Here is a 25,821-nt window from a genome sequence, read left to right on the forward strand (position 1 = left end):
GGGCAGGCTCGAGGATTTCAGTTCTTGATCACCGAGCGGAGGGCGATGCCGCTTCCGGAGCCGACGTGCGCGCGTCCGCCTGCGCGTTGAGCCGTTCGAGGGCGAGGTAGCCGCGCGAGAAGGTCACGATCATCAGTGCCCAGATCGTCAGCGAGATGATGTAGAACAGCGTGTGCTCCGCGTCGTCGCCGGGGATCGGGAAGTAGTCGTAGATGATGGCCACGTAGGCGCCGAGCGCGGCGCCCAGCGCCACCCAGGTCGCGTTGCCGCGATCGCCCCCGCGCCACAGCTTCGGCACCAGGTAGACGAACACGAACAGCGCGGCGGCGAGGTTCATCACGAGGTAGAAGATCGCCCAGCTCGGTTCCACCGGCCGGGGCTCGAGGGCACGGTTGAGGCCCACCGCGATACCGGCCACGATGGCGAGGGCCTCCACCACCCAGCTCGGGCGGTATCGGTGCGTCACCGCCATCAGGCCGACGACGAGGATCACCGTCATACCGAACGAGCGGGAGAAGGCGTCGAAGAAGACCATGGCGTGGTAGCTGAGGCTCTCGTGATCCACGTTGATCGCGGCGAGGTACAGCACGTTCACGCCGGACACCGCCATCACGACCCATTCGAGACCGAGGAGGAAGTTGCGGAAGCCGCGGAGCAACCTGATGCCGTAGTAGAACCCGGCCCCGACCATCGCGAGGTCGGCGAGCAGGACGAGAATCATGCGGGTGGTGCTCATCAGGACTCCTCGAGTGCGGTACGGACAGCGTCGGTGACCCGATCGAGCGCAGCGCGGGCCGTGGGGCTGATGCGCGTCATCGAGACATAGCCGTGCACCAGGCCGCTCTCCCGGAAGACACGAACCGGGATGCCTGCCTCCTCGAGTCGCGCGGCGTAGGCGAGCGCCTCGTCCCGGAGGGGATCGAAACCGGCCACGGTGATCAGCGTCGGCGGCGTGCCGGACAGGTCCTCGGCGAGGATCGGCGAAACCCGCGGGTCGAGTGCGTATGTCCGGTCCGGCAGGTACAGGTCCGTCAGCCAATCGATCTGCTTGGCCGACAGTGCCGCGTTGTCGGCGAACTCCTTGCGCGAGGCGTAGTTTCCCACCGCGTCCACGACCGGGTACATGAGCACCTGTAGGAAGGGCCGGACCTGTTCGCCCGCCACGATGTTGGCCAGCACGGCGCACAGATTGCCGCCTGCGCTGTCGCCGAGCAGCACGATCCGCGCGGGGTCGATCCCCCACTGGGCGCAGTGCTCGACGGCGAACCGCCAGGCGGTGACCGCGTCGTCGACGGGCCCGGGGAACGGTGATTCCGGCGCCAAGCCGTACTCGACCGAGAGCACGTTGACGCCCGCACCGTCGGCGATCAAGCGGACGGGCACGTCGTAGTCCTGCCTGCTGCTCAGGACGAAACCGCCGCCGTGCAGGAACAGAACCAGGGCATTCGAGGGCACCGCCGGCCGATACATGGTCGCGCGCAGGCCGGTCGGCAGCACGATCTCGGGCTCGACCCGCACGCCCGCTGGTGCCTTGTCGGCGAACACCCGCGAGTCGTTCGCGACCATCGCTCGCGCCTGTTCCGGAGTGCCGTCGCTGAAGTCCGGTGCGCTTGCGGTGGCCTTCAGCAGTAGCGCGATCTCGGGCGCCATCACGTCGCCGTCGGCGTTGACCACCCGCGGCGCGATCCGGCGGAGCAGACCGCCGGGGATGCTGCCGAGCGCGGCGCGCTGCAGCCGCTCGGCGACGCTCAGCGCGGCGGGCGCCTGTGCGGGCGCGGCAGCCTGCGCGGTCACGGTCATGACCGTGCTGCTTCCACGACGGTGCGGCCGCTGAGCTCGCGCTCGAGGCGGGAGCTGAACCGGAGGTTCTCATCGATCACGGAGCCGCGATACATCTTCCGGTCATCGAGAAAAACGTTCTCCGTCTTCCAGGGCATGGCGTCGCCCTGGCGCGGCAGATCGTTCTTGGCGCGCTGCATGTAGCCCGAGTTGAGATCGAGCATGGAGCGGGTGCCGACGCCTGCGGGTGCGTGCGGGACGGCGGTGTCGTAGCCGTGGGTGTCCATGTGGCGCAGCAACTCGACGATGCTCTTGCCGAGCAGTCCGATCTTGAGCGTCCAGGACGACTTGGTGTAGCCGATCGCGTTCATCCAGTTCGGCACGCCGGAGAGCATCATGCCGCGGTACACCACGGTGTTGGGCAGGTCGACGGGGCGCCCGTCCACGGTGAGGTCGATGCCGCCGAAGAGGCGCAGGTTCAGCCCGGTCGCGGTGATGATGACGTCGGCGTCCAAGTGCTCGCCGCACTCGAGTTCGATACCGGTGGCGGTGAATCGGCGAATGCGGTCGGTCACCACCGAGGCGCCGCCGTCGCGGATGGCCTGGAAGAAGTCACCGTCGGGCGCGAGACACAGGCGCTGCTCCCACGGGTTGTACGGCGGGTTGAAATGCTTGTCGACGTCGAAGCCTGCGGGCAGCTCCTTGACGTTGACGCTGCGGATGAAGCGGCGGGAGGCGTTCGGGAACCGAGTCAGCAGCTGGACAACGGTCCAGTCGGTGAGGATGTTCTTCCACCGGGTGGCCAGGTAGCCGCCGCGCTCGCCGAGCAGGCGGGTGAGCTTCAGACTCAGGGAGTCCACCCGCGGCAGCGTCAGGATGTAGGTCGGCGTGCGCTGCAGCATCGTGACGTGCGCGGCCGCGCCGTCGCCCTTGAGCATGGACGGGATCAGCGTGATCGCGGTGGCGCCGCTGCCGATCACCACGACCTTTTTCCCGGAGTAGTCGTAGCCCTCGGGCCAGTGCTGCGGGTGGATGATGTCGCCGGTGAAGTCTTCACGGCCCGGGAACTCCGGGGTGAAGCCCTTCTCGTAGTCGTAGTAGCCGGTGGCGCCGAACACCCAGCCGGCCTTGACGACATCCCGGCGCACGGTGCCGTCGGTCTCTGTCACGTCGACGTTGAGCAGCCACTCGGCGTCATCGCTCGACCATGCGGCCGAGACCACCTTGTGCCGGTAGCGGATGCGATCGGCGAGGCCGTACTCGTCGACGGTTTCCGCGAGGTAGTCGAGGATCAGCGGGGCGTCGGCGATCGCGTTCTCGTCCTTCCAGCTCTTGAACTCGTACGCGAAGGTGTGCAGGTCCGAATCGGAGCGAATGCCGGGGTACTTGAACAGATCCCACGTGCCGCCGATGGAATCGCGCCCCTCGAGGAGCACCACCTTCTTGTTCGGGAACTCCTGGGTGATGTACGTCGCGGCGCCGATACCCGAGATTCCTCCGCCGATGATGACGACGTCGAAGTACTCCGGGCCGGGTGCTGTATTGCTCATCCCCTCGCTACCTTCCTGTGCCGAGCGCGTCGTGAGGTATTCAGGTTGCCGGTCCCTGTGTGGCGCACACCACAACGAATCTCAGCGTCTTGTGGGGCGCAGTGGTGGAAATCTCACCCCTCCCGGCTCGCGCCGGACTCGGACTGGTGCGCGGAGTGCAATCTGCACCGCTTCGCCGCGCAAGTGGCTGAAACATGCTGTGGCCGATCCACGCACCGAGCCGCCACAGTGAGATGCACGCCACACCGCTTCAGCAGCTGAGCCGGCCCATGACGGGTGTGTGGTCCCACCAATCACCTTGCCCCGCAAAGGAGTCGAGTCATGCGCGCCGCATTGTTCACCGACAAACACACCGCCGTCGAGACCACCGACATCGACCTCGCTGCGCCCTTGCGCAACGAGGTCCGCGTCCGGATCGCGGCGGCGGGGGTGTGTCACTCGGAATTGCACCTCGTCCGGGGTGAGTGGCCGGTCCCCGCGCCCCTGGTGCCGGGTCACGAGGGCTCGGGTGTGATCACCGAGGTCGGCCCAGATGTCACGCATCTGGCAGTGGGCGACCACGTCGTGCTGTCGTGGAACCCGTACTGCGGTGAATGTCGCGAATGCCGCGCCGGGCGGGAGACCCGGTGCCATCAAGTCGCGACGGTCATCAACACCACCGGCAGCCTGCTCGACGGCACCAGCCGGCTCAGCCGCGGTGGGCAGCGCGTCAACCATTACCTCGGAGTGTCCTCGTGGGCCGAGGAGGTCGTCGTCCCCGCGACCGGCGCGATCAAGGTCCGCGACGACGCACCGCTCGAATCCATCGCGCTGGTGGGGTGCGCCGCCGCCACCGGCGTCGGTGCTGTCGTCAACACGGCCAAGGTGACGGCCGGATCCACCGTCGCGGTGATCGGCTGCGGCGGAGTCGGACTCAACATCGTCCAGGGCGCCCGCATGCAGGGTGCGGAGCGGATCGTCGCCGTCGATCTCTCCCCCGAACGGGCCGCGCTCGCGAAGACCTTCGGCGCCACCGACGCGATCGGCCTCGATGGCGCGGACGCGGTCGACGCGTTGCGCGACCTGATGCCCGACGGGGTGGACTTCGCCTTCGACGCGATCGGGCACGTGAGCACCACCGAGGCCGCGATCCGTGCCCTCGCCCTCGGCGGTGCCGCAGTCGTCGTCGGGCTCCCGGCCGCGGGCGCGACGGCCTCCTTCGAGCCGCTCGCGCTCGCCGAGATGGACGCGCGGATCCTCGGTTCCAACTACGGCAGCATCCGGCCGCAGTTCGACATCCCGAAACTCGTCGACCTGTACATGAGTGGCGAACTGCTCCTCGACGAGCTGATCACGGCCCGCAGGCCACTCGACGAGGCGGCGCAGGCTCTGGCGGATCTCGCCGGCGGTGCCCAGCTGCGCCAGCTGCTGATCCCCTGACCGCGGCGGCGCGGCGAATCATCGCATGAAGGATGACATGACCATCAGGACCCACGAGAGCGCGGTGTCCGAGCGTCCGGCCCGTCTGCACGGCAAGCTCGGCGTTGTCGCGATCTCTCTCATCATCATCGCGGGCGCGGCCCCGCTCTGCGTCGTCGGAGGGCCGATGGCGCTCGGGCTCGCGCTGGGCAACGGTGCAGGCCTGCCGACCGCGTACCTCGCGACGCTCGCCGTGCTCCTGCTCTTCGTCATCGGATTCACCACCATGACGCCCTTCGTCCGATCCGCGGGAGCCTTCTACTCCTACGTGCACGCGGGGCTCGGCCGGATGGCCGGGATCGGCACCGGCTACCTGGCCATGCTGTCCTACATGTGCATCTACATCGGCCTGTACGTGCTGCTCGGGATCGGCACCGATGCGATGGTGACCGCGTACGGCGGACCCTCGATGCCGTGGTGGGTCTGGGCCGCGGCCGGGCTGGCGATCATCGCTTTCCTCGGCCACCGCAACGTCGAGGTGTCGGGGAAGGTGCTGGGCGTCCTGCTGGTCGCGGAGGTAGGCCTCGTCGTCGTGTTGAACGCCGCGATCCTCGTGCGCGGCGGCGGCCCGGAGGGTCTGTCCGACGGCGTCGTCTCCCTCTCGGACACTTTCAGCGGCGCGCCCGGCGTGGCTCTCATCTTCGCCGTCCTCAGCTTCATCGGCATCGAGGCCGCCGCCGTGTTCCGCGACGAGGCGAAGGACCCCGTGTGCACCGTGCGCCGGGCGACCGTCGTCTCGGTGACCGTCGTCGGCCTGTTCTACGCGGTCAGCTCGTGGGCGGTGATCAGCGGAATCGGTGACGGTCAGGTCGTCGCGGCCGCCACCGCCGATCCCGAGGGGCTGCTGTCGTCGGTCGCGCTGCAGTACCTCGGCCGGGTCGGCGCGGACCTGATCGTGCCCCTGTTCGTCACCAGCACCTTCGCCGCAGCCCTGACCTGGCACAACATCCTGTCCCGATACACCCTGTCGCTGTCGTCGCGTGACCTGCTCCCGCGCCGCCTGGCAGCCGTTCACCCGAAACACAATTCACCGCACCGCGGTTCACTCGCCGTAACGGCGGCGGTGGTCGTGGTCGTGGCGCTCGCCGTCGCGATCGGCCTCGATCCGATGAGTCAGCTCTACACCTGGACCTCGGGGCTCGGCTCGGTCGGATACGTGATCCTGCTGGTGCTGACGTGTTCGGCCGTGCTGGCCTTCTTCCGCCGCGAGTCCCACGACACCTCGGTCTTCCGGGCCCTGGTCGCACCCGTGCTCGGCCTCGGCGGACTGCTCGTGATCCTGGCGGCGATGCTGCTCAATCTCGATCTCCTCGCGGGGGCCGAGCAGAGCGTCTCCGTCGCCATCATCGTCGCGCTCCTCGGCTCCCTCGCCCTCGGACCCGTGGTCGGGCGACTCCGACCGACTGCGGGAACCCAGGAATAGCCCCTCTCCGACGCCGGCAACCATTCTCCCTGAAGGACAAGACCTTTGACTCACACGATCGTCGTGGTCGGCCTCGGCGCCACCGGGCTAGCCATGGCCGAATCCCTGCTGCGGCGCACCGGCGTGCGGATCGTCGGCGCGCAGGCCTGCGGAGCGGTGGTCGGCCATGACGGCTTCGAACAGACCATCAGCGCACCCGCCTTCGAGTCGTTCGTGAGCACGATCGCGGCAGCGGCGAACGTCGCGACCGCGATCGTCGACGCTCCCCCCGGATTGCTCTCCATGGGCGACCTCCCGGTCGCGCGGATCGCGTCGAAGGGCACCCACCTGGCCGAGGCGGAATCGCTGTGACACATGCGTTCTCCGCGCTGACTCCGGTGCGATTCCTCGACCGCGCAGCATCGGTCCACGGCGAGCGGACCGCCGTCGTCGACGGCCCGCGCACGCTCACCTACCGCGAACTGCACGACCGCTGCCGCAGCCTCGCCGGCGCCCTCGTCGACCGCGGCGTCCAGCCGGGCGATCGCGTCGCGGTGCTCTCGCACAACACCCTCGAAATGCTCGAAGCCCACTACGGGATCCCCTATGCCGCAGGCATCCTGGTGCCGCTCAACGCCCGGCTCAGCGCGACGGAGATCGCCTTCATCCTCGATCACAGTGGGGCGCGGGTGCTGATCGCGACCGACCCGTTGACCTCGCTCGCGCTCGAGGCTGTCGCACTGACCCCGGGTCCGATAACGGTGATCGCCGGTGCCGAGGAATACGAGGCGATCGTGTCCTCCGGTGCGCCGGTGGACATCTCGTCCCACGACGAGCTCGCACCGATCGCCATCAACTACACCTCCGGGACCACCGGGAAGCCCAAAGGCGTGGTGTACACCCACCGCGGCGCCTACCTGCAGTCCGTGGCGATGGCCTTCCACTCGGGCATGGACCTCAACTCGGTCTACCTGTGGACGCTGCCCATGTTCCACTGCAACGGGTGGTGCTTCACGTGGGCGGTGACCGCAGCGGGAGCGACCCACATCTGCCTGCCCAAGGTCGAAGCGGACGCGATCTGGGCGGCGATCGGCGATGCCGGAGTCACTCACCTGTGCGCTGCGCCGACCGTCATCTCGACCATCACCTCGGATGCTCCGACGACGATCTCGCCCCGGAGGGTCTGGGTCGCCACCGGCGGCGCCCCACCCGCACCCGCACTGCTGGCGCGGGCCCGTAGCTGCGGCCTGGACGTCACGCACCTGTACGGCATGACCGAGACCTACGGGCCCGCGGTGATCAACGAGTGGGACCGCGCGTGGGACGCGGCGCCGGAGGCCGAACGCGATCGGCTCAACGCACGCCAGGGCGTCGGCAACATCATCACCGGCGGTGTCCGCGTGGTGGACGAGGCCGGTGGTGACGTACCCGCCGACGCGACGACGATCGGCGAGATCGTGCTGCGGGGGAACAACGTCACCGCCGGGTACTACCGTGATCCCGCGGCCACCGCGGCGGCGGTATCCGACGGATGGTTCCGGACCGGAGATCTCGCCGTCCGGCATTCCGACGGATATATCGAGATCCGCGATCGCGCGAAGGACCTCATCATCTCCGGCGGGGAGAACATCAGCTCCATCGAGATCGAGCGCGCGATCCTCGAGCATCCCGCGGTCCTCGAGGCCGCGGTGGTCGGTGTTCCCCACGAGCACTGGGGCGAGCGCCCCGCAGCGTTCGTCTCCCTCCGCCCGGGCGCGGAGCTCAGCAGCAGCGAGCTGCGCGCCCACCTGCTCGATCGCCTGGCGAAGTTCAAGGTCCCCGACCGGATCGAGTTCGCGACGCTCCCCAAGACCGCCACGGGAAAGATCCAGAAATTCCAGCTCGAACAACAGCTGATCGCTCACCCGCCGGACTGAGTTCCACCGGCCACCTCACCCCACCGCATCCGACAACAGGAGATCACCATGCTCGACCCCAGTGCCTACAGCGCGAACAACCTCATCAACGGCGAACTCGTCGCCGCCGAATCCGGACGGCTGCTCGATGTCCTGGAACCCGCGACCGGCGAGGTCCTGGCCCGGGTTCCCGCCAGCGGAAAGGAGGACATCGACGCGGCCGTGACCGCGGCCACGCAGGCATTCCGCTCGTTCCGGCGCACCACCCCGGGCGAGCGGGCGGAGATGCTGCTGACCCTGGCGGCCAAGATCGAGGAACACGCCGAGCACATCGCAGTGCTGGAGTCGCGCAACGTCGGCAAACCGCTCCCGGTCGCCCGCGACGAGGTGCCCTTCGCGGTGGACAACCTGCGATTCTTCGCGGGTGCGGCGCGGACGATGGAGGGCCGCGCCGGCGGTGAGTACCTGCGCGGCTACGAGTCCTACATCCGGCGTGAGCCGATCGGCGTCGTCGCCGGCATCGCCCCCTGGAACTACCCGCTGCTCATGGCGACCTGGAAGATCGGTCCGGCCCTGGCGGCGGGGAACTGCAGCATCCTCAAGCCGTCCCGCCAGACCCCGCTGACCGCCCTCTATATCGCCGCGCTCGCGCAGGACGTCTTCCCGGCCGGTGCGTTCAACGTGCTGTCGGGGTCGGCGGCCGACATCGGCGATCACCTGGTCGCCGATCGCCGCATCGGCCTGGTCTCGCTGACCGGCGACACCAGCACCGGGCGCCACATCGCCGAGGTGGCCGCGGCTCACGTCGCGCAGACGCACCTCGAGCTGGGCGGCAAGGCGCCGGTCATCGTCCTCGACGATGCCGATCTCGACGCGGTCGTCGCGGGCATCGCCACCGCGGGTTTCGCCAACAGCGGCCAGGACTGCACCGCGGCGTGCCGGGTGATCGCCACCCCGGGGATCTACGACCGGCTGCTCGAGGCGCTGGTGCCCGCGGTCCAGGCGATCCGGGTCGGCGATCCCCAGGCCGGCGACGACATCGACATGGGTCCGCTCATCTCGGCCGCGCACCGGCAGTCCATCCTCGACGTCCTCGCCAAGACCGACGGCACCATCCTGACCGGCGGCAAGGCACTGCCCGGCAACGGCTTCTTCCTCGAGCCCACGGTGGTGGCGAACCCGAGCCAGGCAGACGTGCTAGTGCAGACCGAGCAGTTCGGACCCGTCGTCACCGTGCAGCGGGCCGACGATATCGACCAGGCCTTCGAGTGGGCCAACGACGTGGAGTTCGGCCTGGCGTCGTCGATCTGGACGCAGAACCTCAGCCACGCGGCACGCGCGGTTCGCGATCTCGACTTCGGCTGCGTCTGGGTGAACGACCACATGCCCGTCCTCTCGGAGATGCCCCACGGCGGGTTCAAACAGTCCGGATACGGCAAGGACATGTCGATCTACGCACTCGAGGAGTACACCCGCATCAAGCACGTGATGACCAAGACGAACTGATCCGCTCAAATCCTCACCAGTAGAAGGGAACACACCATGACATCAGTCGATGCGACTCTCCAGCGAGTCGGCAACACGACCGGCATCACCGAGATCCGAGAGATCGTCGATCGCGACGGCGGCGTCATCATCGAGGGCCTGCTCACCGCCGACCAGGTCGCGCGGTTCAACGCCCAGATCGAGGAACCGCTGGCCGCGCTCACCCCCGGCGGGAAGCACGAGCTGGAGATCGTCAACGAGTTCCACGGCGCCAACACCAAACGCCTGACCAACCTCGTCACGCACAGCCAGGTGTTCCGGGAGGAGGTGATCGACCACGACCTGGTGCACGCATTGTGCGAGGCGACCTTCCTCGAGGAGTCCGGTACGTTCTGGATGACCACCGCCCAGGTCATCGAGATCGGCCCCGGCAACCGCGCCCAGATGCTCCACCGCGACCTGGAGAACTGGTTCCCGTTCGTCGGGATGGGTCCCGCCGGCCCGGAGGTGACCGTCAACTTCCTCATCGCACTGACCGACTTCACCGAGGAGAACGGCGCCACCCGCGTCATCCCCGGCAGCAATCACTGGCCGGACTTCCAGGACCGCGGCACCCCGGATCAGACCGTCCCGGCCACGATGAAGGCCGGCGACGCACTGTTCTTCAGTGGCAAGACCGCCCACGGCGGCGGTGCCAATATCACGACCGACCAGTACCGCCGCGGGCTCGCGTTCGCCTTCAACCCCGGCTACCTGGTCGGCGAGGAGGCGTATCCCTTCCTCGTGGACCGGGACATCGTGAAGATCCTGCCCGAGCGCGTGCAGCGCATCCTCGGCTTCCGGTCCCAGTACCCACTGGGGTCGCCCGGCCTCTGGCAGGTCGATTACCGCGAGCTCGGCGAGTACCTGGGTCTCGACTGACTCGTGCGGTCCGCGCGCGCCGCCCGATCGCCGGGGCGGCGGCGCATACTCGTTGTCACGGCGAGCGATGGAGGTTGATGGAATGACCGTGACATCCGACGAGCTGTGGCCCGAGCCCTCCGACCGGGTGCGCGAACTCTTCCGCGACGTCGCCGAGACCATGCTCACCAGGCACACCGAGATCCTGGCCGACATGGAGGAGGCGACGCTCCGGGACCCCCGTTACCTGGCGATCGCACAGGACCCCGTGCTGGCCGAGTCCAGCGACCGCGTCGGCGTCTTCGCCCTCAAGAAGTGGCTCACGTCGAACATCGCCGCACCCGGCGCGCGGGTCCCGCCACCGGACAGCGAGGAGACGCGTACCTACGCGCGCAACGTCGTTCTCCGCGGCCTCACCACCGACGAGGTCACCTCGTGGCGGGCCGGACAGTACGTCGTGTGGCGGTGGTGGCTCGCCGAATGCTTCAGGGTAGCCCGCGATCTCGACGAGCTCGAGTCGCTCGTCGCGGTCTCGGCCTGCTCGCTGACCACCGCCGTCGACGACGCCATCGCGGCACTCGCACAGCAGGTCGACGATGTCCGCGAAGAGTTCGCCGGCGGCGCGCAACTGCAGCGCTACGCCACCGTCGAACTGCTGCTGCAGGGTGCCGACATCGCGCCGGCACGGGCCGAGGCCCAGCTGGGCTACGCGCTGACCGGCTCGCACATCGGCGCTGTGGTGTGGACGGATTCGGAGCGCGACGCGCACGCGCTGGAAGCCGTGAGCGAGCAGTTGATGCGGGCCTGCGGCGCGGCGAGCCGACTGACCGTGGTGGCGGGGACCGCTGCGCAGTGGCTGTGGATTCCGGCGAAAACGGTACCGCCCGCCGCGGATCTCGAGGAGATGCTCAGTCGGCACCCCCGTGCTCGCGTGGCGCTCGGCCGCGCGGCATCGGGTATCAACGGATTCCGGCGGACTCACCTGGATGCCGCGGCGGCGCAACGCCTGCTGTCGCGGCTCCGCTCGAACCTGGCCGTGATCCGTTACGAGGACGTCCAGATGATCGACCTGATGTCGGCCGATGTCAGCCAGCTCGATCAGTTCGTCACCGATGTCCTCGGCGACTTCGAGGCCGCGAGCCCGGTCCTGCATCAGACCGTGCTCACCTACGTCGAGGAAGGCCTCAACCGGTCGAGTACCGCGGATCGGCTGTTCACCCACCGCAACACGATCGACCGGCGGCTCGCCCGCGTCGACGAACTCCTCCCCCGCCCCTTCGCCGACCGGCCGACCGAAGTCGCGACGGCGTTGACGGTCCTGCGGATCCGCGGCACGGGCTGACCGGCGCCCGCTGGCGACGGCAGAGTCGCCCCCGCTGCAGCTTGCCCGAGCCAGCGGAGGCGACCTCACGTCAGCGCTTCGCGCGTCCTCGGCGACGCAGCTGCCGCCGCGCCAGCATCTTGCTGCCGCTGAAGAAATCGTTCATCCGGTCCACGATCCAGACCAGCCGCAGCACCAAGGGGTTCATCACCACGTCCATCGATGCCGGGTACTTCGAGACGTCCGACCAGATGCCTGCGAGATCCTCGGGCATCTCGTCGTCGACGATGTAGTCGGCGAGCATCTTGCCCACATACGGAACCTGACAGAGGCCGTGGCCGTTGCAGGCCATCGAGTAGTAGACGTTGTTGCCCACCTGGCCCGCGACCGACAGCCAGTCCGCGCTGATGCCGATCCAACCGCCCCAGGCCTGCGCGATGGATACGTCGGCCAGCGTCGGGAACCGGGCGGCCAGGTCGGCCGCCATGTCTTTCACGAGGCTCGGGGACGGAATCCGATCCGGCAGCGGGTAGCCCGCGCCGCGCTCCGGCCTGCGGACTCCACAGACGATGGTGTTGCGCTCGGTGAGCCGGTAGTGGGTCATGACCTGGTGCTGGGTGATGATGCCCGACCGGCTGGTCCACTCCAGCTCGGCGAGCCGCTCGGGCGCGATGGGTTCGGTCTCGATCTCGATGACGTACAGCGGCACCGAGAGATTCTTGGGCGTGATGTCCCATTCGCCGGCGTAGGCGCTGGTCGCCAGCACCACCTTGTTCGCCCGCACCGTGCCGTTCGGGGTGGCGAGTTCGACGATGCCGCCCGTCCTGCGGACATCGCTCACCGGGGTCCGCTCGTAGAGCCTGACCGGCGAGTCGAGCACGGCGCGCCGTACACCGCGGGCGAGTTTGCCCGGGTTCAGCATGCCGCCGATGCTCTCCCGCATGCCGCCGACGAAGCCGGTCGGCAGGCCGAGCTGTTCACGGTTGCCGACGGTCCCCTTCCCGCCGACGGCGCGCAGAATCGCCGCCTGTGTGCGGACCCGGAGCATCATGATGGGAGAGACCGCACCCCACACCAGACCGTTCGGCACATAGTCGCAGTCGATGTCATGGGTCTTCATGAGATCTTCCACGTAGTGGCCCGCGTGCTCCGCCAGCTTGGCCATCACCGACAGCTTGCTGCTGGAGAACAGGCCGAGCATTCGCAGGTCCCCACCCGGCGCCCCGGCGATCTGACCGCCGTTGCGTGAGGCCGAGCCGTAACCGCAGAACTCGGCCTCCAGCAGGACGACGTCCTTGCCGCGTTCGGCGAGGCGCAAGGCGGTGGCCATGCCGCCCATGCCGCCGCCGACGACGGCGATGTCGCAGGCGAGGTCACCGTCCAAGGCGGGTCGCACATCGTCCGGGCGATCGATCCAGCCGGTGAAATTGCTGTACCTGGTGGCGTCGGTTCTCATGCTCTTCGATCTCCCTCGAATCGTGGGTATGACGGTGCGGTAGAAGCCGCGCTGAGATCACGTAATCGGGACCGTTGCCGGTGCACTATCTCTTCCTCCACTATCGCCATCCCTTCATCGGGTCACCATGGTGAGACGTGGCAGGTTGGCGAGGATCGCGGTGCGAATTGCACACACCGCCCGCTACGATCGGCTGGTCAAGGCCTACCGCGCCGACGCGGCCGCGGTCACCGCGCTGTCGCGCTGGCTCAATGGACAGATCCAGCCCTTCGCCGCAGCGGACGACGACGCATGGCCTACGTGCCGGAGACGAAGATCCGCACCCTGCTCGGGCAAAGCGGCGACGGCGCGACCTCAGTCGCGCGGGGACTGCTCGCACTCGACTCGGTGCTCACCGGTCTGATCGAGGTCGACTTCGATCGGAGCGCGACGGGCGCGGGACCGATCGAGACCGCCGGCGACCTGACCCAGCTCATCGCCGACCTGCGCACCCTCGCCGCCGGTCCGACCCGAACCCTGCTCACCCAGCTGAGCAACAAGCTCAGCGGTGCCCGGCCAGTGTGAACGATCAAGAATCGCTCCGCCAGGGCTTGGGGCTGCCGAAACACCCTGCTGCCGAGAGGAATTGACATGTCGACCACCACAACGGTGACCGTCGGCGCTCGGCTCCCCCACCCGAGCAAAGTCGCGATGGCGACGGCGGGCCTGGCGATCGGCATGCTGCTCTCGGTGCTCGACCAGACGATCGTCAGCATCGCCTGCCCGATATCGGTGCCGGCGCGTTGTTCGCCGTCCCGACGATCGCCCTCGCGGAACTGTTCCCGGTCGAGCTCCGCGGGCGAGTACAAGGCGCGGTGGGCGCCATCTTCGCCATCGCCGCCGTCGGCGGCCCGCAGCTGGGCGGCTTGATCACCGACACCGTCGGTTGGCGCTGGATCGTCTACATCAACGTGCCGCTGGGCGCGCTCGCAGCGGTTCTCGTTGCGCTAGTGCTTCGGCTGCCGCGTCCCGAGCACCGGGCCGGCTCGATGTGATCGGCTCGACCCTGCTGGTCGGCACGGTGATGGGCGTTCTGCTGATCGGGCAGATGCAATCCCGTCCACCCTGCTCTGGGTTCTGCCACTGGCAGGGGTACTGGTGCTACTGGCCATGGCTCTGCCGAACCCTGGTCGGCCCCTTCGACCCGGGAGCTGACGCCATGAGCGCCCGATAGGGTCGAGCACATCGTGTTCGGAAGGGGGCCGGCGGGCTTCGAACCGCCAGGACCGGTCAGCCCGGTTCGCAGTCGCTGTCTGCGGCCGGAAGTCTTCCCTCGGCGAGGTGGGCGCCTGTGGGCGACCCGCCGCCGGCGGTGGCGAACTAGCATCCGGCATCTACTCGGCCAGCTGAAGCGCCAGCGTCGCCGCGGCCGGTGCGAGGTACAGCAGTGGAAACACCGTGGTCTTGTAGGAATGCGCCCGCACCGTGGTAGCCGCTGCTCCGAGGAAGTACAGGATCAGGCCCACCGCGGCAACGACACCGATCGCGGGAATGAACAGTCCCAGAATCAGTCCGAGGGCGCCTGCGGATTTGGCCAGGGCCAGCCAGGGCCACCATGACCGCGGGACTCCATATTGCTCGAGTGGCTCGATGACGAACTGCCGTTGCGTGAACAGCGAGAACCCCGAGAAACCGATCCACAGTCCGGCGACGACAGCGACGATGTGGTAGGCGTTGCTCATCGAAATCTATTCCATCCTTTGCGATGCTCGCGCAGATTGCGCTAGTGGTCAGTGTCGTTGGCGTGCGTGCTTCGAAAAAGAGGAGTTCGCTGACGAGACTGTTAACCTGCAGCTTCACAATGTGGAGGACCGGTGGAGTTACGGGATATCGAGATCTTTCTGACGTTGGCGCAAGAGCTGCACTTCGGCCGCACAGCCGAACGGCTGCACGTCAGCCCGGCTCGGGTGAGTCAGGCCATCAAGCAGCAGGAGCGGCGCATCGGTACAGCGCTGTTCGAACGCACCACGCGCAAGGTCCGCCTCACTCCCGCCGGGCAGCAGCTCTATCGGGAGCTCCACGCCGGATACCGGACGATCATGCGCGGCATCGAGACAGCGTCGGCAACCGCCAGGAACTCCGGCGCGACCCTGACACTGGGCACCATGGGACCGCAGGCCTGGATGGTCGACAAGCTTGTCGAGCTGTTCCGGTCCCGCTTCCCGGACGTACTCATCGACCACCGCGATATCAACCCGGTTTCTCCGTTCACCCTGCTCCGCTCGGGCGAGATCGACATGGCGCATCTGTGGTTGCCCGTCCACGAACCGGACCTCACCGTCGGGCCTGCCACCCACACCTCGGCGATCCTGCTGATGCTGGCCACAACCCACCCTTACGCCGACCGGACATCGGTCCGGTTGGAGGACTATGGCGATCTCACCTTCGTCAACCCGACCTCGCCGGTCCCCGCGTCGATGGAAGCCGCGTTTCAGCCATTCCGGACCCCTTCCGGTCGCCCGGTCCCACGCGGTCCGGAGGTCTCGAGCTGGGACGACCAGGTCAAGGCGGTCGCCTCCGGCCAAGCCGCCCTCGCGGTTCCAGCCGAGGCTGCCCGCTTCTACGCGTGGCCCAACCTCGTGTACGTACCGGTGCTCGACGCCCCGCCTGTTCGATGGGCCTTCGCATGGCAGACCTCGGAGGAAACGCCGCTGATTCGCGCGTTCGCCCAAACCGTCCGTGAGCACGCGACGCTCACCTGATCCCAGCCGAGGTGCGCTGTACGGGCAAACCAACAGGCACCGAAACGAGACCAGCGGTGCCGCAGCCATCCTCCTGCGTGCCCTGGTAAGTGTGTCGGCGGGCGCAGCTGCCCAGGAAGCTCTCTGCCACACGGTGATGCCTCGTTCACAAGCCTGTTCACACCGTCGTCGCGTGCGGCGATCAGCTCTGTGACCGAGGTGATCGGTCCAGTTACGGATCTATCCGGCGCCCGGTGACCGTCGAGCGTGGTAGCCGGCCTGCTCGGGAATGACCCGACATGGTGGCGCCTGTGATGACGACGTCGAAGTCCAGGTTGAGTCGCATCGGCTTGGTCACTCGCTGCGACCAGGTGACGCGGTGGCCGTTGGCTGTCGCGGTGGTGCGGATATCGGACAGCGGCACGGTTTCCTTCGAACTGGAAGCGGTCCCTGCGTAACCGCCTGCGGTCGCTGCGAAGTGGTATCGAACGTGCAGTGTTCCCACAGGGGTTTTCAGGTCGAGGTCCCAGGTTCCGGGCAGGCTGCTCATGGGGCTCACAATCGTTTACAGTCGATGGGTGGGGTGCTCGTTCATCTGAATGCGGGCAGATCCCGGTGTACCCGCCAGACAGTGCCTCGGCGCTCGTATTCGAAGAGGTCTTCGACCGCGCGGGCGACCGAGGGACCGAACTCGCGATCGAGCAAATACAGTGCCACGTCCAGACCGGAGGTGACCCCGCCACCGGACACCAGGTCGCCATCGTCGACCACCCGCGCGCGCACTGGAGCGACTCCGGTGGCTTCGAGCACGTCGATACCCAGATGGTGGGTGGTGGCGTGGCGACCCTCCAGCAGGCCTGCCATCGCCAGCCCGAGCGAGCCACCGCACACGGTCCAGACCTGCACATGCGGATCGGCCAGAGCCTGGCCGATCAGTGGGATAGCCGCGCTGTCGGCGAACCTGGCCAACAGCACCGGGATCGTTTCATCGCCTGCGTCCGGGTCGCCATCGACCGGGCCGGACGCGCCCGGCACGATGATGTAGCCGCGACGGCGGGGGTCGAGGGCCGACGTCGCGGTCAGCGTGAGTCCACGGGTGCCGGACACGACCGCGCCGGGCCCGTCCGCGCAGACCAGTTCGACATCGAAAGCTCCTCCGAGCACGTCACTCCCCGCGGCGAGCACCTCGAACGGCGCGATCACATCGAGCGGGTCGAAACCGTCGAAGAGCACGATCTGAGCGATAGGGGGCCCTGCGGCCTCATCGGATTCGTGATTCATCAACCGCAATTCTGGTTTCGCCGGTTATCCGCGACCAGTGGCAGCAGTGCCACATTCCGACTGGATCTGGCCACCTCGAACGCGGCGCACGGGCGGTACAGTCGCCCCTGGCAGACTCCTGCCAATGCACACTGTCGCGGTCATCGCCGTCCCTGATGTGATCGCGTTCGATCTCGCCACACCGGTCGAGGTTTTCGGCCGCGCCCGCCTGCGGAACGGCCGCCCGGCCTACCGGGTAGTCGTATGTAGCGACCGGGCAACCGTCACCGCGGGCTCGTTCCGCATCGCGGCCGATTCGGGCCTCGACGTGCTCGATCGAGCAGACACCATCATCGTTCCGGGCCGCAACGACATCTCGGTGGCCACACCGCCGCCGGTCCTCGACGCCCTGCGGGCAGCGGCGCGGGCCGGAACCCGAATCGCCTCGATCTGCGTCGGCGCTCTGACGCTGGCCGAAGCGGGGTTACTCGACGGACGTCGCGCGACCACACACTGGGCGGCCGCCGACCTGCTGGCCGAACGCTACCCGGCGGTCGAGGTGGACCCGCAGGTGCTGTATGTCGACACCGGTGACATCCTCACCTCGGCCGGCGCAGCGGCCGGGCTCGACCTCTGCCTGCATATCGTCCGACGAGACCACGGCGCCGCGGTGGCCGCGGATACCTCGCGCGTAGCCGTCGCTCCCTTGCACCGCGCCGGGGGACAAGCGCAGTTCATCGTCCGCAACCGCCCGGCGGGGCCCGCGTCATCCCTCGACGAGGTGCTGACGTGGATCGAGGAGAACGCCCACGACAACAGTTTGTCGCTGACCGCTATCGCAGCCGCCGCGCACACCAGTGTGCGGACGCTGAACCGGCACTTCCGCGCCGTCACCCGGCAAAGCCCGATGGAATGGGTGGCGGGAGTCCGTGTGCGCCATGCGCAAGGACTCCTCGAAACCACCGACCATCCCATCGATCGCATCGCCGTCCAGGTGGGATTCACCAGCCCCAGCACCTTCCGCACTCACTTCCGCCGGCTGGCCGGGGTCACCCCACGCCAGTACCGAAGCACCTTCGCACGGCAACGAACGCCCGAGCACGGCCCGCATCGGCTCGAAGCCGAGACCACCGCGCGATAAGCGACATACGCGGATATCGTTCGGCACCGCCGAGGCGCGACGCGGGCGGCAGACCGTCGGTGCCGAGACTTCGATTCAGGCGACGACGGCCAGCAATGTCGTTGCCGCGTCGGTCAGTTCGGGGTCGCCGTCGAGATCGGCACGTCGACGTGCATCGTCGACTGTGATCCCGCGGGTGGCCAGCCGCCAGACCGTGTCCTGATTCATTCGCACGGACGCGGCGGGCGCTGTGGTCGGCGTAACCGTGAGTTCCCAGTTCGCGCCGTCGGACACGGCCGTCCAGCAGCCCCCTGCCGGACCGGTGATCTCGAATCGTACTGCGGTTCCGGACCGGCGAGTGCGTTCCCGCAGGGCGGTCGGCAGTGCGTGCAGGAACGTGACGAGCACCGGATGCATCATCGATACCTCGTCCGCGCCCGGACGGGATACCGCGTCCCGGATCTGCTGCTGATGGACCCAGAATTCGGTGTATTCACGTGCGATGTCGAGCCAGGCCGGGCTGTCACCTGAACCTGCCCAGGAGACGTCGAGGGCGGCGGGTCCCTCGAGATCGGTTGCCGCCCACAGACGATCCAGCTGCGGGCCCAGATGGTCCAGCAAGTCGATCATCAGCTGCGGGCTACATTGACGCATCGCGCGAACGAACTCATCGTTGACCCGTGCCAGATAGGCAGGCAAGGTTTCGTCGTCCTCGAAGATGGCGCCCGCGTAACCATCGCGACCGCCGGAGATCCGCCGCAGATAGTCGTTGAGGATGTGCGCCGTCACGTCATGAACCGTCCAGCCGGGGCAGATGGTCGGCTTCGCCCAGTCGGCCGCGTCCAGCGACCGCAGCAGCTCCAGCAACATCCGCCGTTCCAGCGGAAACAGCGGCCGGGTATCGAGTGGGATCACTGATTCAGTGAACCGATCATGCCGTCGTCCCGCCAGCGAATTTTGATCTGGCCGCTGCCTGTCGCCGGCGGCGATGTCGTCCAGGCACGGCAGTTGTTGTGGTCGAGGCGGAGCAGCGGGGAGCGGGCGTAGGCTTCTCCGAACCGCCCACGAGCCGCTCGAGGGCGCGGCCGGATCAGTGGTCGTGTGCTGTGTGACTCATGGCGAGTTGAGTTCTGCATGCGTTCTGTATCGCACGCTCGAGTTGCTGTTCCGTTCGGCCCCAGCCCCCTACCCACTCGTCTTCGAGATGGACTATTCGGCCGAGCGGAAGTGCGATGACGCTGTCGGCATAGTCGGACCGGGCGACGATCTCGCACACCTTGGCGAGTACCCATCTCTCGGTTGCTCGGTTGTCGGCGTGCATGCGGGCGAGTGTGGTAAACGCCACGTGGGCCGCGGCTGCGTTCGAGTCCGGGATGGCTGCGCCGCAGTCGGTCAGGGCCGCGGGCAGAATGTCGCGGACCTCGTGAGGATCCGCGCCACTCAACCCGGCCAACACCCGCAGCGTTTCACCGTCGTAGCCCTGCGTCAGCCAATGCGCTGCCCAGAGTGGGATTCGTTCGGATGGGAGAGTATCGAGCGCTACCCACGCGGCGACCAACTCCGGGCTCGGGATCTCGCCCGAGTCGGGTGCGGGCCAGTCGTGCATGCCGGCCATGATGCCCGATCGCATCCGAGGGCACACGGCTTGGCGGCCTCGGCGGCCAGATTGTCGAATGCGGCCCGAAGGGAGTGCGCCAGGGCCGAGGCGAAGTGCGCTCTGTCGGCACGAACCCGTAGCACGTTCCGCGCCATCGCCTACCGGAGGCGCAGCATGCGAAGCGCGAAGTCCGCGTACTCGGCGGCGATCTGTTCCGGGGAGGCCGGGCCGTCGAGCCGGAACCACTGCGGCAACGCGGTACACATCGTCGCGATCGCTCTGCCCGCCACCCGAGCATGCTCCGCGGGCAGGTTCGCCTCGGCGAGTGCGGCACCGATATCGGCGTCGAGAAGGTATTGAAGCTCGTTGCGGGAGGCGGTGATCCGCTGCCGATCGACAGGGTTCAGGCTGCGCATCTCGCTGGCGCCGATGAAGGCGAGTTCGCGGCGGTGGGTATGGAACAGCGCCAGGGATTCGACGACGCGCGTCAGCCGTTCGAGACCGGTGGTGGCGTCACGACGGGCTGCGCGGACCCGTCGATGCAGTTCATCCATGGTCAGGTCGAGGGCGCGGACGAGTAGATCCTGCTTGTCCCGGTAGTGGTGGTAGACGCCGGGCACGCTCATGCCCGCGCGGTCCGCGATCGAGCGCATGGTGGCCCCGTGGTAGCCGGTGTCGACGAACGAGTCGATCGCGGCGGCGAGCACAGGATCGATGGCCAGCGGGGGGAACTCGCGCCACGAGCTGAACATGCTGTCGCCGACGTCCTGGTCGGCCTCGACGTCGATGCCGGCAACCGCATCGGACCGGTATCGGCAGGACTCGCTGGTTCGGCTCGTCGGCCCGCCGACGATCAGCCAGGAAGCCGTCGTACCGAGCTCGGTGGCAAGAGCCATCAGGCGGGCGACCGATGCGCCGGTCTTGCCGTTCTCGATCGCGCTCAGTGTCGCCGGGCTTACACCGATGCGCCGTGCGGTGTCGCGCAGCGACAAGCCCGCCGCGGTCCGCGCCTGACGTACCCGCGCCCCGATCTCTTGCTGATTGACACCCAAATCCGGCATGTGTTCAGGATATCTGAACAGCAACGGCCGACGAAAATCTGTCTTTGACAGGAAATATCCGACTGTGCCACCCTCGTGGCAGTCCAACCGCCGAACGAACGTTCGGCCCGTGATGTCGAGGAGTTGAGCCGTGGCGATCGATCTGTCCCCTCCGCCCGAGGTGCGTGATCTGGCCGACCGCACCCGCGCGTTCATCCGTGAGCGCGTGCTGCCGGTCGAGGACGCGCACGACGGTGACATCGCCGCGGGTGGTGGTGAGCGGTTGCGTCTCGAATTGCAGCGGGCCGCCCGGGATGCGGGTATTTTCGCCCCGCACGCGCCGGTCGAATACGGCGGCCACGGACTCGGCATGTGCGACCGCGCCCCGGTGTTCGAAGAGGCCGGCTACTCATTGTTCGGCCCGACGGCGCTCAATATCGCCGCGCCGGACGAGGGCAACGTGCATATGCTCGCCCACATCGCCGATCCCGACCAGAAGCAGCGCTTTCTCGCCCCGCTCGCCCGTGGTGAGGTGCGTTCGGCGTTCGCGATGACCGAACCGGCACCAGGCGCGGGATCGGACCCGTCCGCGCTGACCACCCGAGCGGTCCGTGCCGCGGGCGGCTGGCGGATCACTGGGCACAAGTGGTTCATCACCGGTGCCGACGGCGCCGACTTCTTCATCATCATGGCCCGCACCTCCGGTGAGCCCGGCGACCGCGGCGGCGCGACGATGTTCCTCGCCCCCGCCGACACCGCTGGTCTGCGCGTCGGCCGTCATCTCGACACGCTCGACAAATCGATGATCGGCGGTCACTGCGAGGTGTTCTTCGACGATCTCCTCGTCCCGGATTCGGCGGTGCTCGGCGAGGTGGACCGGGGCTTCGACTACGCCCAGGTCCGGCTCGGCCCCGCCCGCATGACACACGTGATGCGTTGGCTCGGTGCCGCACGCCGCGGCCATGATGTGGCCGTGGCCCACGTCGCCGATCGCCAAGGCTTCGGCTCTCGCCTCGGCGATCTCGGCATGGTCCAGCAGATGATCGCCGACAACGAGATCGACATCGCGGCCACCCGCGCCCTGCTGACCCGCGCCTGCTGGGAACTCGACCGTGGCGAACCTTCCGGCGACGCCACCTCGATCGCGAAAACCTTTGCCGCCGAGGCGATCTTCCGCATCGTCGATCGCAGCATGCAGATGTGCGGCGGTCTCGGCGTGGCCGCCGACCTGCCGTTGGCGCGCCTCGCGCGCGAGGTGCGCCCGTTTCGGATCTACGACGGGCCCTCCGAAGTGCACCGGTGGGCCATCGCCAAGCGCGCGGTGCGCGCCGCCAGGCGGGCCGGGCGGGAGTCGGCATGACGCTGCCCGGTATGGATGTCGCCGCGCTGGCCCGCTTTCTCCGCGAGCAGGGAGTGGAGGTGCGGGGCGAACTCCGCGTCGAGCTGATCAGTGGTGGCCGATCGAATCTGACGTTCACCGCCGCCGATGACGTGTCGCGCTGGGTGGTGCGCCGCCCGCCCGTCGCCGGGCTCACCCCCTCGGCGCATGACATGGCGCGCGAGTACACCGTCACCAGTGCGTTGCAGGGCACGGCGGTGCCAGTGGCCGCGACGATCGCATTCGACGCCGCCGGTGCGACGCTCGGCGCGCCGATGACCGTTGTCGAATTCGTCGACGGAACGGTGGTCCGCGATCACGACGATCTCGCCGCGTTCACCGATCAGCAGGTCGACGCGAGCGCGGACGCACTGGTCCGGGTGCTCGCCGACCTGCATGCCGTCGAACCCGCCGCCGTCGGCCTCGCCGAGTTCGGCCGCCCGGACGGCTTCCTCACCCGCCAGGTGAAACTGTGGGCGTCGCAATGGGATCGGGTGAAGACCCGCGAACTGCCCGACGTGGCGACCTTGCACGCCGCCCTCACGGACGCGGTGCCGACCCGGTCGACGGCCGCGATCGTGCACGGCGACTTCCGTATCGACAACACCATCCTCGACAACGACGACCCGGCACGGGTGCGCGCGGTGGTCGATTGGGAGCTGTCCACGATCGGTGACCCCCTCACCGATGTCGCGCTGATGTGTGTCTACCGATCACCGGTCTTCGACCTGGTCCTCGGCTCCGCGGCGGCTTGGACCAGCGACCGGCTACCCACGCCCGACGCGCTCGCCCAGGCCTATGCCACAGCCTCCGGCCACGACCTCGACGACTGGGGTTTCTACCTCGCCCTGGCCAACTTCAAACTCGGCATCATCGGCGAGGGCATCACCCACCGCGCCCGCCTCGGCTCCGATTCCGGCGCGGCCGCCGAACGCGCGGCCGACGCGACGCCGGAATTCATGGCCGCCGGCCTGCGCGCACTGAAGGGAGCACGAACGTGAGCAGTTCCACCACCGCGCTGATCAGCGGTGCGTCCCGCGGAATCGGCCTCGGCATCGCGAACCGGCTGGCCCAGCAAGGCTTTTCCCTCACCATCACCGCCCGCGACGCCGAACGCCTCGACTCGGTGGCCGCGCAGCTGCGCGCCGCGGGCGCACCCGAGGTCGTCACCGTCGCCGCGGACATGTCCGACGAGGACGGGATCGCTCGCGTGCTCGATGCGCACACGGACCGGTTCGCCACCATGTCGGCGCTGATCCTCAACGCCGGAGTCGGCACCGGTGGCTCGCTGGCCGAGTCCTCGATGCGTCGCTACGACAAGACCTTCGCCGTGAACGTCCGCGCCCCACTGCAACTCGTCCAAGGCGCCCTGCCGCTGCTGCGCGCGAGCGCCGCCGCCCACCCGGCCCGTGGCGCGAAGGTGATCGCCCTCGCCTCGATCACCGGGGTGTACGCCGAGGCGGGCCTGTCGGTCTACGGCGCCGCCAAAGCAGCCCTCATTTCGCTGCTCACCACCCTCAACACCGAAGAATCGGGCAATGGCGTCACCGCCACGGCGATCGCCCCCGGCTACGTCGACACCGAGATGAGCGCCTGGATCCACGACCGCATTCCACCCGAGCACATGCTCGCGGTCGATGACGTGGTCGAGATGGTCGACTCCCTGCTGCGGTTGTCCGCCCGTGCCGTGGTCCCGACGATCGTCATGTCCCGGGCCGGCACCGACGGCTACCGCGCCTGATCGCCCCGGCATCGTGCACCGCGCCAACACGATGACGCTCACCGCCCGGCGGCTTCCTTCAGGTCGGGGTGGCCGCGGGCAGGTTCCGGCAGCTGTCGTGCCGGGTGGACCCGCGGCAGCAGTACGCCCGCCATCGCCGTCGTCACCAGTGCCATCACCACCATCAGCGAGTACAGCTCGGAGCCGATGACGCCGAGCTTCAAGCCGAGAGTCAGGGCGATCAGCTCGGTCAGCCCTCTGGTGTTGAGGAGGATCGCGAGTGTGCTCGCATCGCGCGGCGGCACCCGGCGCGCCCGGGCACCGAGATAGGCACCGATTCCCTTGCCCCCGATGGCGACCAACAGGATGAGCAGCAGATCGGTGAGGGCGACGCCGGTCGGTGTCGAGAGGTCGACGGCGAGGCCGGCGATGGCGAAGAACACCGGCAACAGCAGGGCGGACACCCGCTGGATCAGCGGCAGCGCGCACGAGCGGAGCCGGCGTCCGGCCTCGCGCGGCATCACGACACCGAACAGGAAGGCGCCGAATATCAGATGCAGGCCCATCCACTCGGTCGCCGAAGCGCACAGCGCGAGGCCGAGGGCCAGCACCGCCGTGGCACCCGCCCTCGCCAGGATGGTGCGCATCGGCCGCTCGGCGCGCTCACGCCCGTCCGCCCACGCGCCCCACCGCGCCAGCAGCGGCCGCAGCACACCGAACAACACTGCGACGAACGGCACGACGAGCGCGATCCGCCACGGCGCCGTGTCGCCGCCCGCCACGATCGCCACCACGGCCAGCAGCGACCAGGCCACGACGTCGTCGACTGCCGCGACGGCCACGGCCAGCGCACCGACCCCGGTGTGCAGCATCCCACGGTCGGTGAGGATGCGTGCCAGCACCGGGAACGCGGTGACCGACATCGCCGCGCCGAGGAAAAGCACGAACGCGAGGCGGTTGTCGGTGTGATGCCGGTTCAGCAGGTGCAGCGCCAGCACCACCCCGAGCCCGAACGGCAGCACGATCGAAGCGACGGCGACGCCGGAGGCAGTGCGCCCGCGCCCGCGCAGTAGCGAGCCGTCCAGCTCGATCCCGACGAGAAACATGAACAACACCACGCCGACGGTCGCCAGCGCCTGCAGGGACGGGCGGATGTCGGCGGGGAACACGGCGTCGGTCAGCGCACCGCCGAGCAGGGTGGGTCCCAGCAGGATTCCCGCCACGATCTCACCGACCACCGGTGGCTGCCCGATCCATCGCGCCAAGCGACCGAAGAGCCGCGCGAGCACGACGATGATGGCGAGGCCGAGCACCAGGTGCCCCACCGTCTGCGCGGTCATCCTTCGTTCCTTCCCCCGGTGGACCGGCATGATCGCAATGCGGCTGCCTCGCGCCGGCTCCGGGACGATCGAGCGACGGATGATCAGGCAATGACCTCGGCTACGCCGTCGCGGTGCGGGCCGGAAACCCTCCGACCATTATCGGTAATGATAACCATATTCATCAGCGCGATGTGAGTCACCGGTGGGAAACCCGACAGCGGCGAGGTTCGAACATCCGGCTGCGCAACGTCTTCCAGCCCGCCCGGGCATACCCCTACCCGATCGCCGCCGGGCAGCCGGGCCGGCGGCACCGCGCAGGTGCGCCGAAGGCTCGGCCACCACGATCGGGGCGGCAGCGAAGTGTCACAGCAGCACCTCCGCGCCGAGCCCCGTGCCCGCACCGAACTTCACCACGGCG

Annotated in this window: 25 protein-coding genes; 14 read left to right on the plus strand and 11 right to left on the minus strand. The window is 68.3% G+C overall.

Annotated elements, in window-relative coordinates:
* Positions 1 to 28: 28 nt before the first annotated feature.
* From GV790_RS10565 to GV790_RS10575, 3 genes are read right to left on the minus strand one after another with little or no spacing between them, the layout of a single operon-like run.
* Positions 29 to 736: a hypothetical protein gene (locus tag GV790_RS10565; protein ID WP_163813113.1), complete on the minus strand. Its 708-nt coding sequence runs from the start codon at positions 734 to 736 to the stop codon at positions 29 to 31.
* The gene (locus tag GV790_RS10570) at positions 736 to 1,800 is read right to left on the minus strand and encodes an alpha/beta hydrolase fold domain-containing protein (protein ID WP_163813115.1); all 1,065 of its coding nucleotides are present in this window, start codon (positions 1,798 to 1,800) and stop codon (positions 736 to 738) included. The genes GV790_RS10565 and GV790_RS10570 overlap by 1 nt, the downstream gene beginning before the upstream one ends.
* Positions 1,797 to 3,329 carry a flavin-containing monooxygenase gene (locus tag GV790_RS10575; RefSeq protein WP_163813117.1) on the minus strand — a complete coding sequence of 511 codons (1,533 nt, stop codon included), beginning with the start codon at positions 3,327 to 3,329 and terminating at the stop codon, positions 1,797 to 1,799. Before GV790_RS10575 ends, GV790_RS10570 begins: the two co-directional genes overlap by 4 nt.
* Before the next feature lie 321 nt (positions 3,330 to 3,650).
* Between GV790_RS10575 and GV790_RS10580 the strand changes: the two genes are divergently transcribed.
* The 7 genes from GV790_RS10580 to GV790_RS10610 all read left to right on the plus strand — a co-directional run bounded on the left by GV790_RS10580 (position 3,651) and on the right by GV790_RS10610 (position 11,811).
* Entirely contained in the window at positions 3,651 to 4,748 is a 1,098-nt protein-coding gene (locus GV790_RS10580; RefSeq protein ID WP_163813119.1) for a Zn-dependent alcohol dehydrogenase, read from the plus strand.
* A 37-nt stretch (positions 4,749 to 4,785) separates the two neighbouring features.
* Positions 4,786 to 6,210: an APC family permease gene (locus GV790_RS10585; protein ID WP_163813121.1), complete on the plus strand. Its 1,425-nt coding sequence runs from the start codon at positions 4,786 to 4,788 to the stop codon at positions 6,208 to 6,210.
* A 45-nt stretch (positions 6,211 to 6,255) separates the two neighbouring features.
* On the plus strand, positions 6,256 to 6,561 hold the full coding sequence (locus GV790_RS30530) for a hypothetical protein (protein ID WP_175585852.1): 306 nt from the start codon (positions 6,256 to 6,258) through the stop codon (positions 6,559 to 6,561).
* Positions 6,558 to 8,105, plus strand: a complete 1,548-nt coding sequence (locus tag GV790_RS10595; RefSeq protein ID WP_163813123.1) for an AMP-binding protein — start codon at positions 6,558 to 6,560, stop codon at positions 8,103 to 8,105. Before GV790_RS30530 ends, GV790_RS10595 begins: the two co-directional genes overlap by 4 nt.
* Before the next feature lie 48 nt (positions 8,106 to 8,153).
* The gene (locus GV790_RS10600; RefSeq protein ID WP_163813127.1) at positions 8,154 to 9,590 is read left to right on the plus strand and encodes a gamma-aminobutyraldehyde dehydrogenase; all 1,437 of its coding nucleotides are present in this window, start codon (positions 8,154 to 8,156) and stop codon (positions 9,588 to 9,590) included.
* 36 nt (positions 9,591 to 9,626) lie between these two features.
* Positions 9,627 to 10,490 (plus strand): phytanoyl-CoA dioxygenase family protein, encoded by an 864-nt coding sequence (locus GV790_RS10605; RefSeq protein ID WP_163813129.1) that lies wholly within the window; start codon positions 9,627 to 9,629, stop codon positions 10,488 to 10,490.
* 82 nt (positions 10,491 to 10,572) lie between these two features.
* Positions 10,573 to 11,811 (plus strand): PucR family transcriptional regulator, encoded by a 1,239-nt coding sequence (locus GV790_RS10610; RefSeq protein ID WP_228815081.1) that lies wholly within the window; start codon positions 10,573 to 10,575, stop codon positions 11,809 to 11,811.
* A gap of 70 nt (positions 11,812 to 11,881) precedes the next feature.
* On the opposite strand, the gene GV790_RS10615 is transcribed toward GV790_RS10610, so the two are convergent.
* Positions 11,882 to 13,246, minus strand: a complete 1,365-nt coding sequence (locus GV790_RS10615; protein WP_163813133.1) for an NAD(P)/FAD-dependent oxidoreductase — start codon at positions 13,244 to 13,246, stop codon at positions 11,882 to 11,884.
* 291 nt (positions 13,247 to 13,537) lie between these two features.
* Between GV790_RS10615 and GV790_RS10620 the strand changes: the two genes are divergently transcribed.
* Together GV790_RS10620 and GV790_RS10625 are read left to right on the plus strand one after the other, a co-directional pair.
* Positions 13,538 to 13,810 (plus strand): hypothetical protein, encoded by a 273-nt coding sequence (locus tag GV790_RS10620; protein ID WP_163813135.1) that lies wholly within the window; start codon positions 13,538 to 13,540, stop codon positions 13,808 to 13,810.
* A gap of 203 nt (positions 13,811 to 14,013) precedes the next feature.
* On the plus strand, positions 14,014 to 14,280 hold the full coding sequence (locus GV790_RS10625; protein ID WP_280211360.1) for an MFS transporter: 267 nt from the start codon (positions 14,014 to 14,016) through the stop codon (positions 14,278 to 14,280).
* A gap of 339 nt (positions 14,281 to 14,619) precedes the next feature.
* On the opposite strand, the gene GV790_RS10630 is transcribed toward GV790_RS10625, so the two are convergent.
* Positions 14,620 to 14,967 (minus strand): DoxX family protein, encoded by a 348-nt coding sequence (locus tag GV790_RS10630; RefSeq protein WP_163813137.1) that lies wholly within the window; start codon positions 14,965 to 14,967, stop codon positions 14,620 to 14,622.
* A 132-nt stretch (positions 14,968 to 15,099) separates the two neighbouring features.
* Between GV790_RS10630 and GV790_RS10635 the strand changes: the two genes are divergently transcribed.
* A complete protein-coding gene (locus GV790_RS10635) occupies positions 15,100 to 15,987 on the plus strand; it encodes a LysR family transcriptional regulator (RefSeq protein WP_163813139.1) in 888 nt (295 codons plus the stop codon).
* 211 nt (positions 15,988 to 16,198) lie between these two features.
* Here GV790_RS10635 and GV790_RS10640 read toward each other — a convergent pair whose 3' ends face one another.
* The gene (locus GV790_RS10640; RefSeq protein WP_163813141.1) at positions 16,199 to 16,516 is read right to left on the minus strand and encodes a hypothetical protein; all 318 of its coding nucleotides are present in this window, start codon (positions 16,514 to 16,516) and stop codon (positions 16,199 to 16,201) included.
* Positions 16,517 to 16,557: 41 nt separating this feature from the next.
* The gene (locus GV790_RS10645; protein WP_163813143.1) at positions 16,558 to 17,247 is read right to left on the minus strand and encodes a DJ-1/PfpI family protein; all 690 of its coding nucleotides are present in this window, start codon (positions 17,245 to 17,247) and stop codon (positions 16,558 to 16,560) included.
* Between the two features lie 124 nt (positions 17,248 to 17,371).
* On the opposite strand from GV790_RS10645, the gene GV790_RS10650 reads away from it, so the two are divergent.
* Positions 17,372 to 18,367, plus strand: coding sequence for a GlxA family transcriptional regulator (locus GV790_RS10650; RefSeq protein ID WP_163813146.1), 996 nt, complete (start codon positions 17,372 to 17,374; stop codon positions 18,365 to 18,367).
* Between the two features lie 75 nt (positions 18,368 to 18,442).
* Here GV790_RS10650 and GV790_RS10655 read toward each other — a convergent pair whose 3' ends face one another.
* The 3 genes from GV790_RS10655 to GV790_RS10665 form a co-directional block, all read right to left on the minus strand.
* Positions 18,443 to 19,261, minus strand: a complete 819-nt coding sequence (locus GV790_RS10655; protein WP_163813148.1) for a maleylpyruvate isomerase N-terminal domain-containing protein — start codon at positions 19,259 to 19,261, stop codon at positions 18,443 to 18,445.
* Positions 19,262 to 19,436: 175 nt separating this feature from the next.
* Positions 19,437 to 19,961: a hypothetical protein gene (locus GV790_RS10660; protein WP_175585853.1), complete on the minus strand. Its 525-nt coding sequence runs from the start codon at positions 19,959 to 19,961 to the stop codon at positions 19,437 to 19,439.
* Between the two features lie 140 nt (positions 19,962 to 20,101).
* Positions 20,102 to 21,004 carry a TetR family transcriptional regulator gene (locus GV790_RS10665; protein WP_163813271.1) on the minus strand — a complete coding sequence of 301 codons (903 nt, stop codon included), beginning with the start codon at positions 21,002 to 21,004 and terminating at the stop codon, positions 20,102 to 20,104.
* A gap of 130 nt (positions 21,005 to 21,134) precedes the next feature.
* Between GV790_RS10665 and GV790_RS10670 the strand changes: the two genes are divergently transcribed.
* From GV790_RS10670 to GV790_RS10680, 3 genes are read left to right on the plus strand one after another with little or no spacing between them, the layout of a single operon-like run.
* Positions 21,135 to 22,343, plus strand: coding sequence for an acyl-CoA dehydrogenase family protein (locus GV790_RS10670; protein ID WP_163813150.1), 1,209 nt, complete (start codon positions 21,135 to 21,137; stop codon positions 22,341 to 22,343).
* Positions 22,340 to 23,362: a phosphotransferase family protein gene (locus tag GV790_RS10675; RefSeq protein WP_163813152.1), complete on the plus strand. Its 1,023-nt coding sequence runs from the start codon at positions 22,340 to 22,342 to the stop codon at positions 23,360 to 23,362. The genes GV790_RS10670 and GV790_RS10675 overlap by 4 nt, the downstream gene beginning before the upstream one ends.
* Positions 23,359 to 24,102, plus strand: coding sequence for an SDR family NAD(P)-dependent oxidoreductase (locus GV790_RS10680; RefSeq protein ID WP_163813154.1), 744 nt, complete (start codon positions 23,359 to 23,361; stop codon positions 24,100 to 24,102). The genes GV790_RS10675 and GV790_RS10680 overlap by 4 nt, the downstream gene beginning before the upstream one ends.
* Before the next feature lie 38 nt (positions 24,103 to 24,140).
* Here the strand turns inward: GV790_RS10680 and GV790_RS10685 are convergent, their stop codons facing one another.
* Positions 24,141 to 25,421 carry a cation:proton antiporter domain-containing protein gene (locus GV790_RS10685; protein WP_163813156.1) on the minus strand — a complete coding sequence of 427 codons (1,281 nt, stop codon included), beginning with the start codon at positions 25,419 to 25,421 and terminating at the stop codon, positions 24,141 to 24,143.
* Positions 25,422 to 25,821 lie beyond the last annotated feature (400 nt).

Source organism: Nocardia cyriacigeorgica, assembly GCF_010858045.1.
Taxonomy (GTDB): Bacteria; Actinomycetota; Actinomycetes; order Mycobacteriales; family Mycobacteriaceae; genus Nocardia; species Nocardia cyriacigeorgica_E.

Bases quoted from the DNA above. Each gene is read 5' to 3' on its own strand.
- GV790_RS10675 (WP_163813152.1), top strand. From the start codon at position 22,340: ATGACGCTGCCCGGTATGGATGTCGCCGCGCTGGCCCGCTTTCTCCGC.
- GV790_RS10565 (WP_163813113.1), bottom strand. From the start codon at position 736: ATGAGCACCACCCGCATGATTCTCGTCCTGCTCGCCGACCTCGCGATG.
- GV790_RS10630 (WP_163813137.1), bottom strand. From the start codon at position 14,967: ATGAGCAACGCCTACCACATCGTCGCTGTCGTCGCCGGACTGTGGATC.
- GV790_RS10650 (WP_163813146.1), top strand. From the start codon at position 17,372: ATGCACACTGTCGCGGTCATCGCCGTCCCTGATGTGATCGCGTTCGAT.
- GV790_RS10610 (WP_228815081.1), top strand. From the start codon at position 10,573: ATGACCGTGACATCCGACGAGCTGTGGCCCGAGCCCTCCGACCGGGTG.
- GV790_RS10660 (WP_175585853.1), bottom strand. From the start codon at position 19,961: ATGGCCGGCATGCACGACTGGCCCGCACCCGACTCGGGCGAGATCCCG.
- GV790_RS10685 (WP_163813156.1), bottom strand. From the start codon at position 25,421: ATGACCGCGCAGACGGTGGGGCACCTGGTGCTCGGCCTCGCCATCATC.
- GV790_RS10575 (WP_163813117.1), bottom strand. From the start codon at position 3,329: ATGAGCAATACAGCACCCGGCCCGGAGTACTTCGACGTCGTCATCATC.
- GV790_RS10645 (WP_163813143.1), bottom strand. From the start codon at position 17,247: ATGAATCACGAATCCGATGAGGCCGCAGGGCCCCCTATCGCTCAGATC.
- GV790_RS10600 (WP_163813127.1), top strand. From the start codon at position 8,154: ATGCTCGACCCCAGTGCCTACAGCGCGAACAACCTCATCAACGGCGAA.
- GV790_RS10570 (WP_163813115.1), bottom strand. From the start codon at position 1,800: ATGACCGTGACCGCGCAGGCTGCCGCGCCCGCACAGGCGCCCGCCGCG.
- GV790_RS10615 (WP_163813133.1), bottom strand. From the start codon at position 13,246: ATGAGAACCGACGCCACCAGGTACAGCAATTTCACCGGCTGGATCGAT.
- GV790_RS10640 (WP_163813141.1), bottom strand. From the start codon at position 16,516: ATGAGCAGCCTGCCCGGAACCTGGGACCTCGACCTGAAAACCCCTGTG.
- GV790_RS10585 (WP_163813121.1), top strand. From the start codon at position 4,786: ATGACCATCAGGACCCACGAGAGCGCGGTGTCCGAGCGTCCGGCCCGT.
- GV790_RS10580 (WP_163813119.1), top strand. From the start codon at position 3,651: ATGCGCGCCGCATTGTTCACCGACAAACACACCGCCGTCGAGACCACC.
- GV790_RS10620 (WP_163813135.1), top strand. From the start codon at position 13,538: ATGGCCTACGTGCCGGAGACGAAGATCCGCACCCTGCTCGGGCAAAGC.
- GV790_RS10605 (WP_163813129.1), top strand. From the start codon at position 9,627: ATGACATCAGTCGATGCGACTCTCCAGCGAGTCGGCAACACGACCGGC.
- GV790_RS10665 (WP_163813271.1), bottom strand. From the start codon at position 21,004: ATGCCGGATTTGGGTGTCAATCAGCAAGAGATCGGGGCGCGGGTACGT.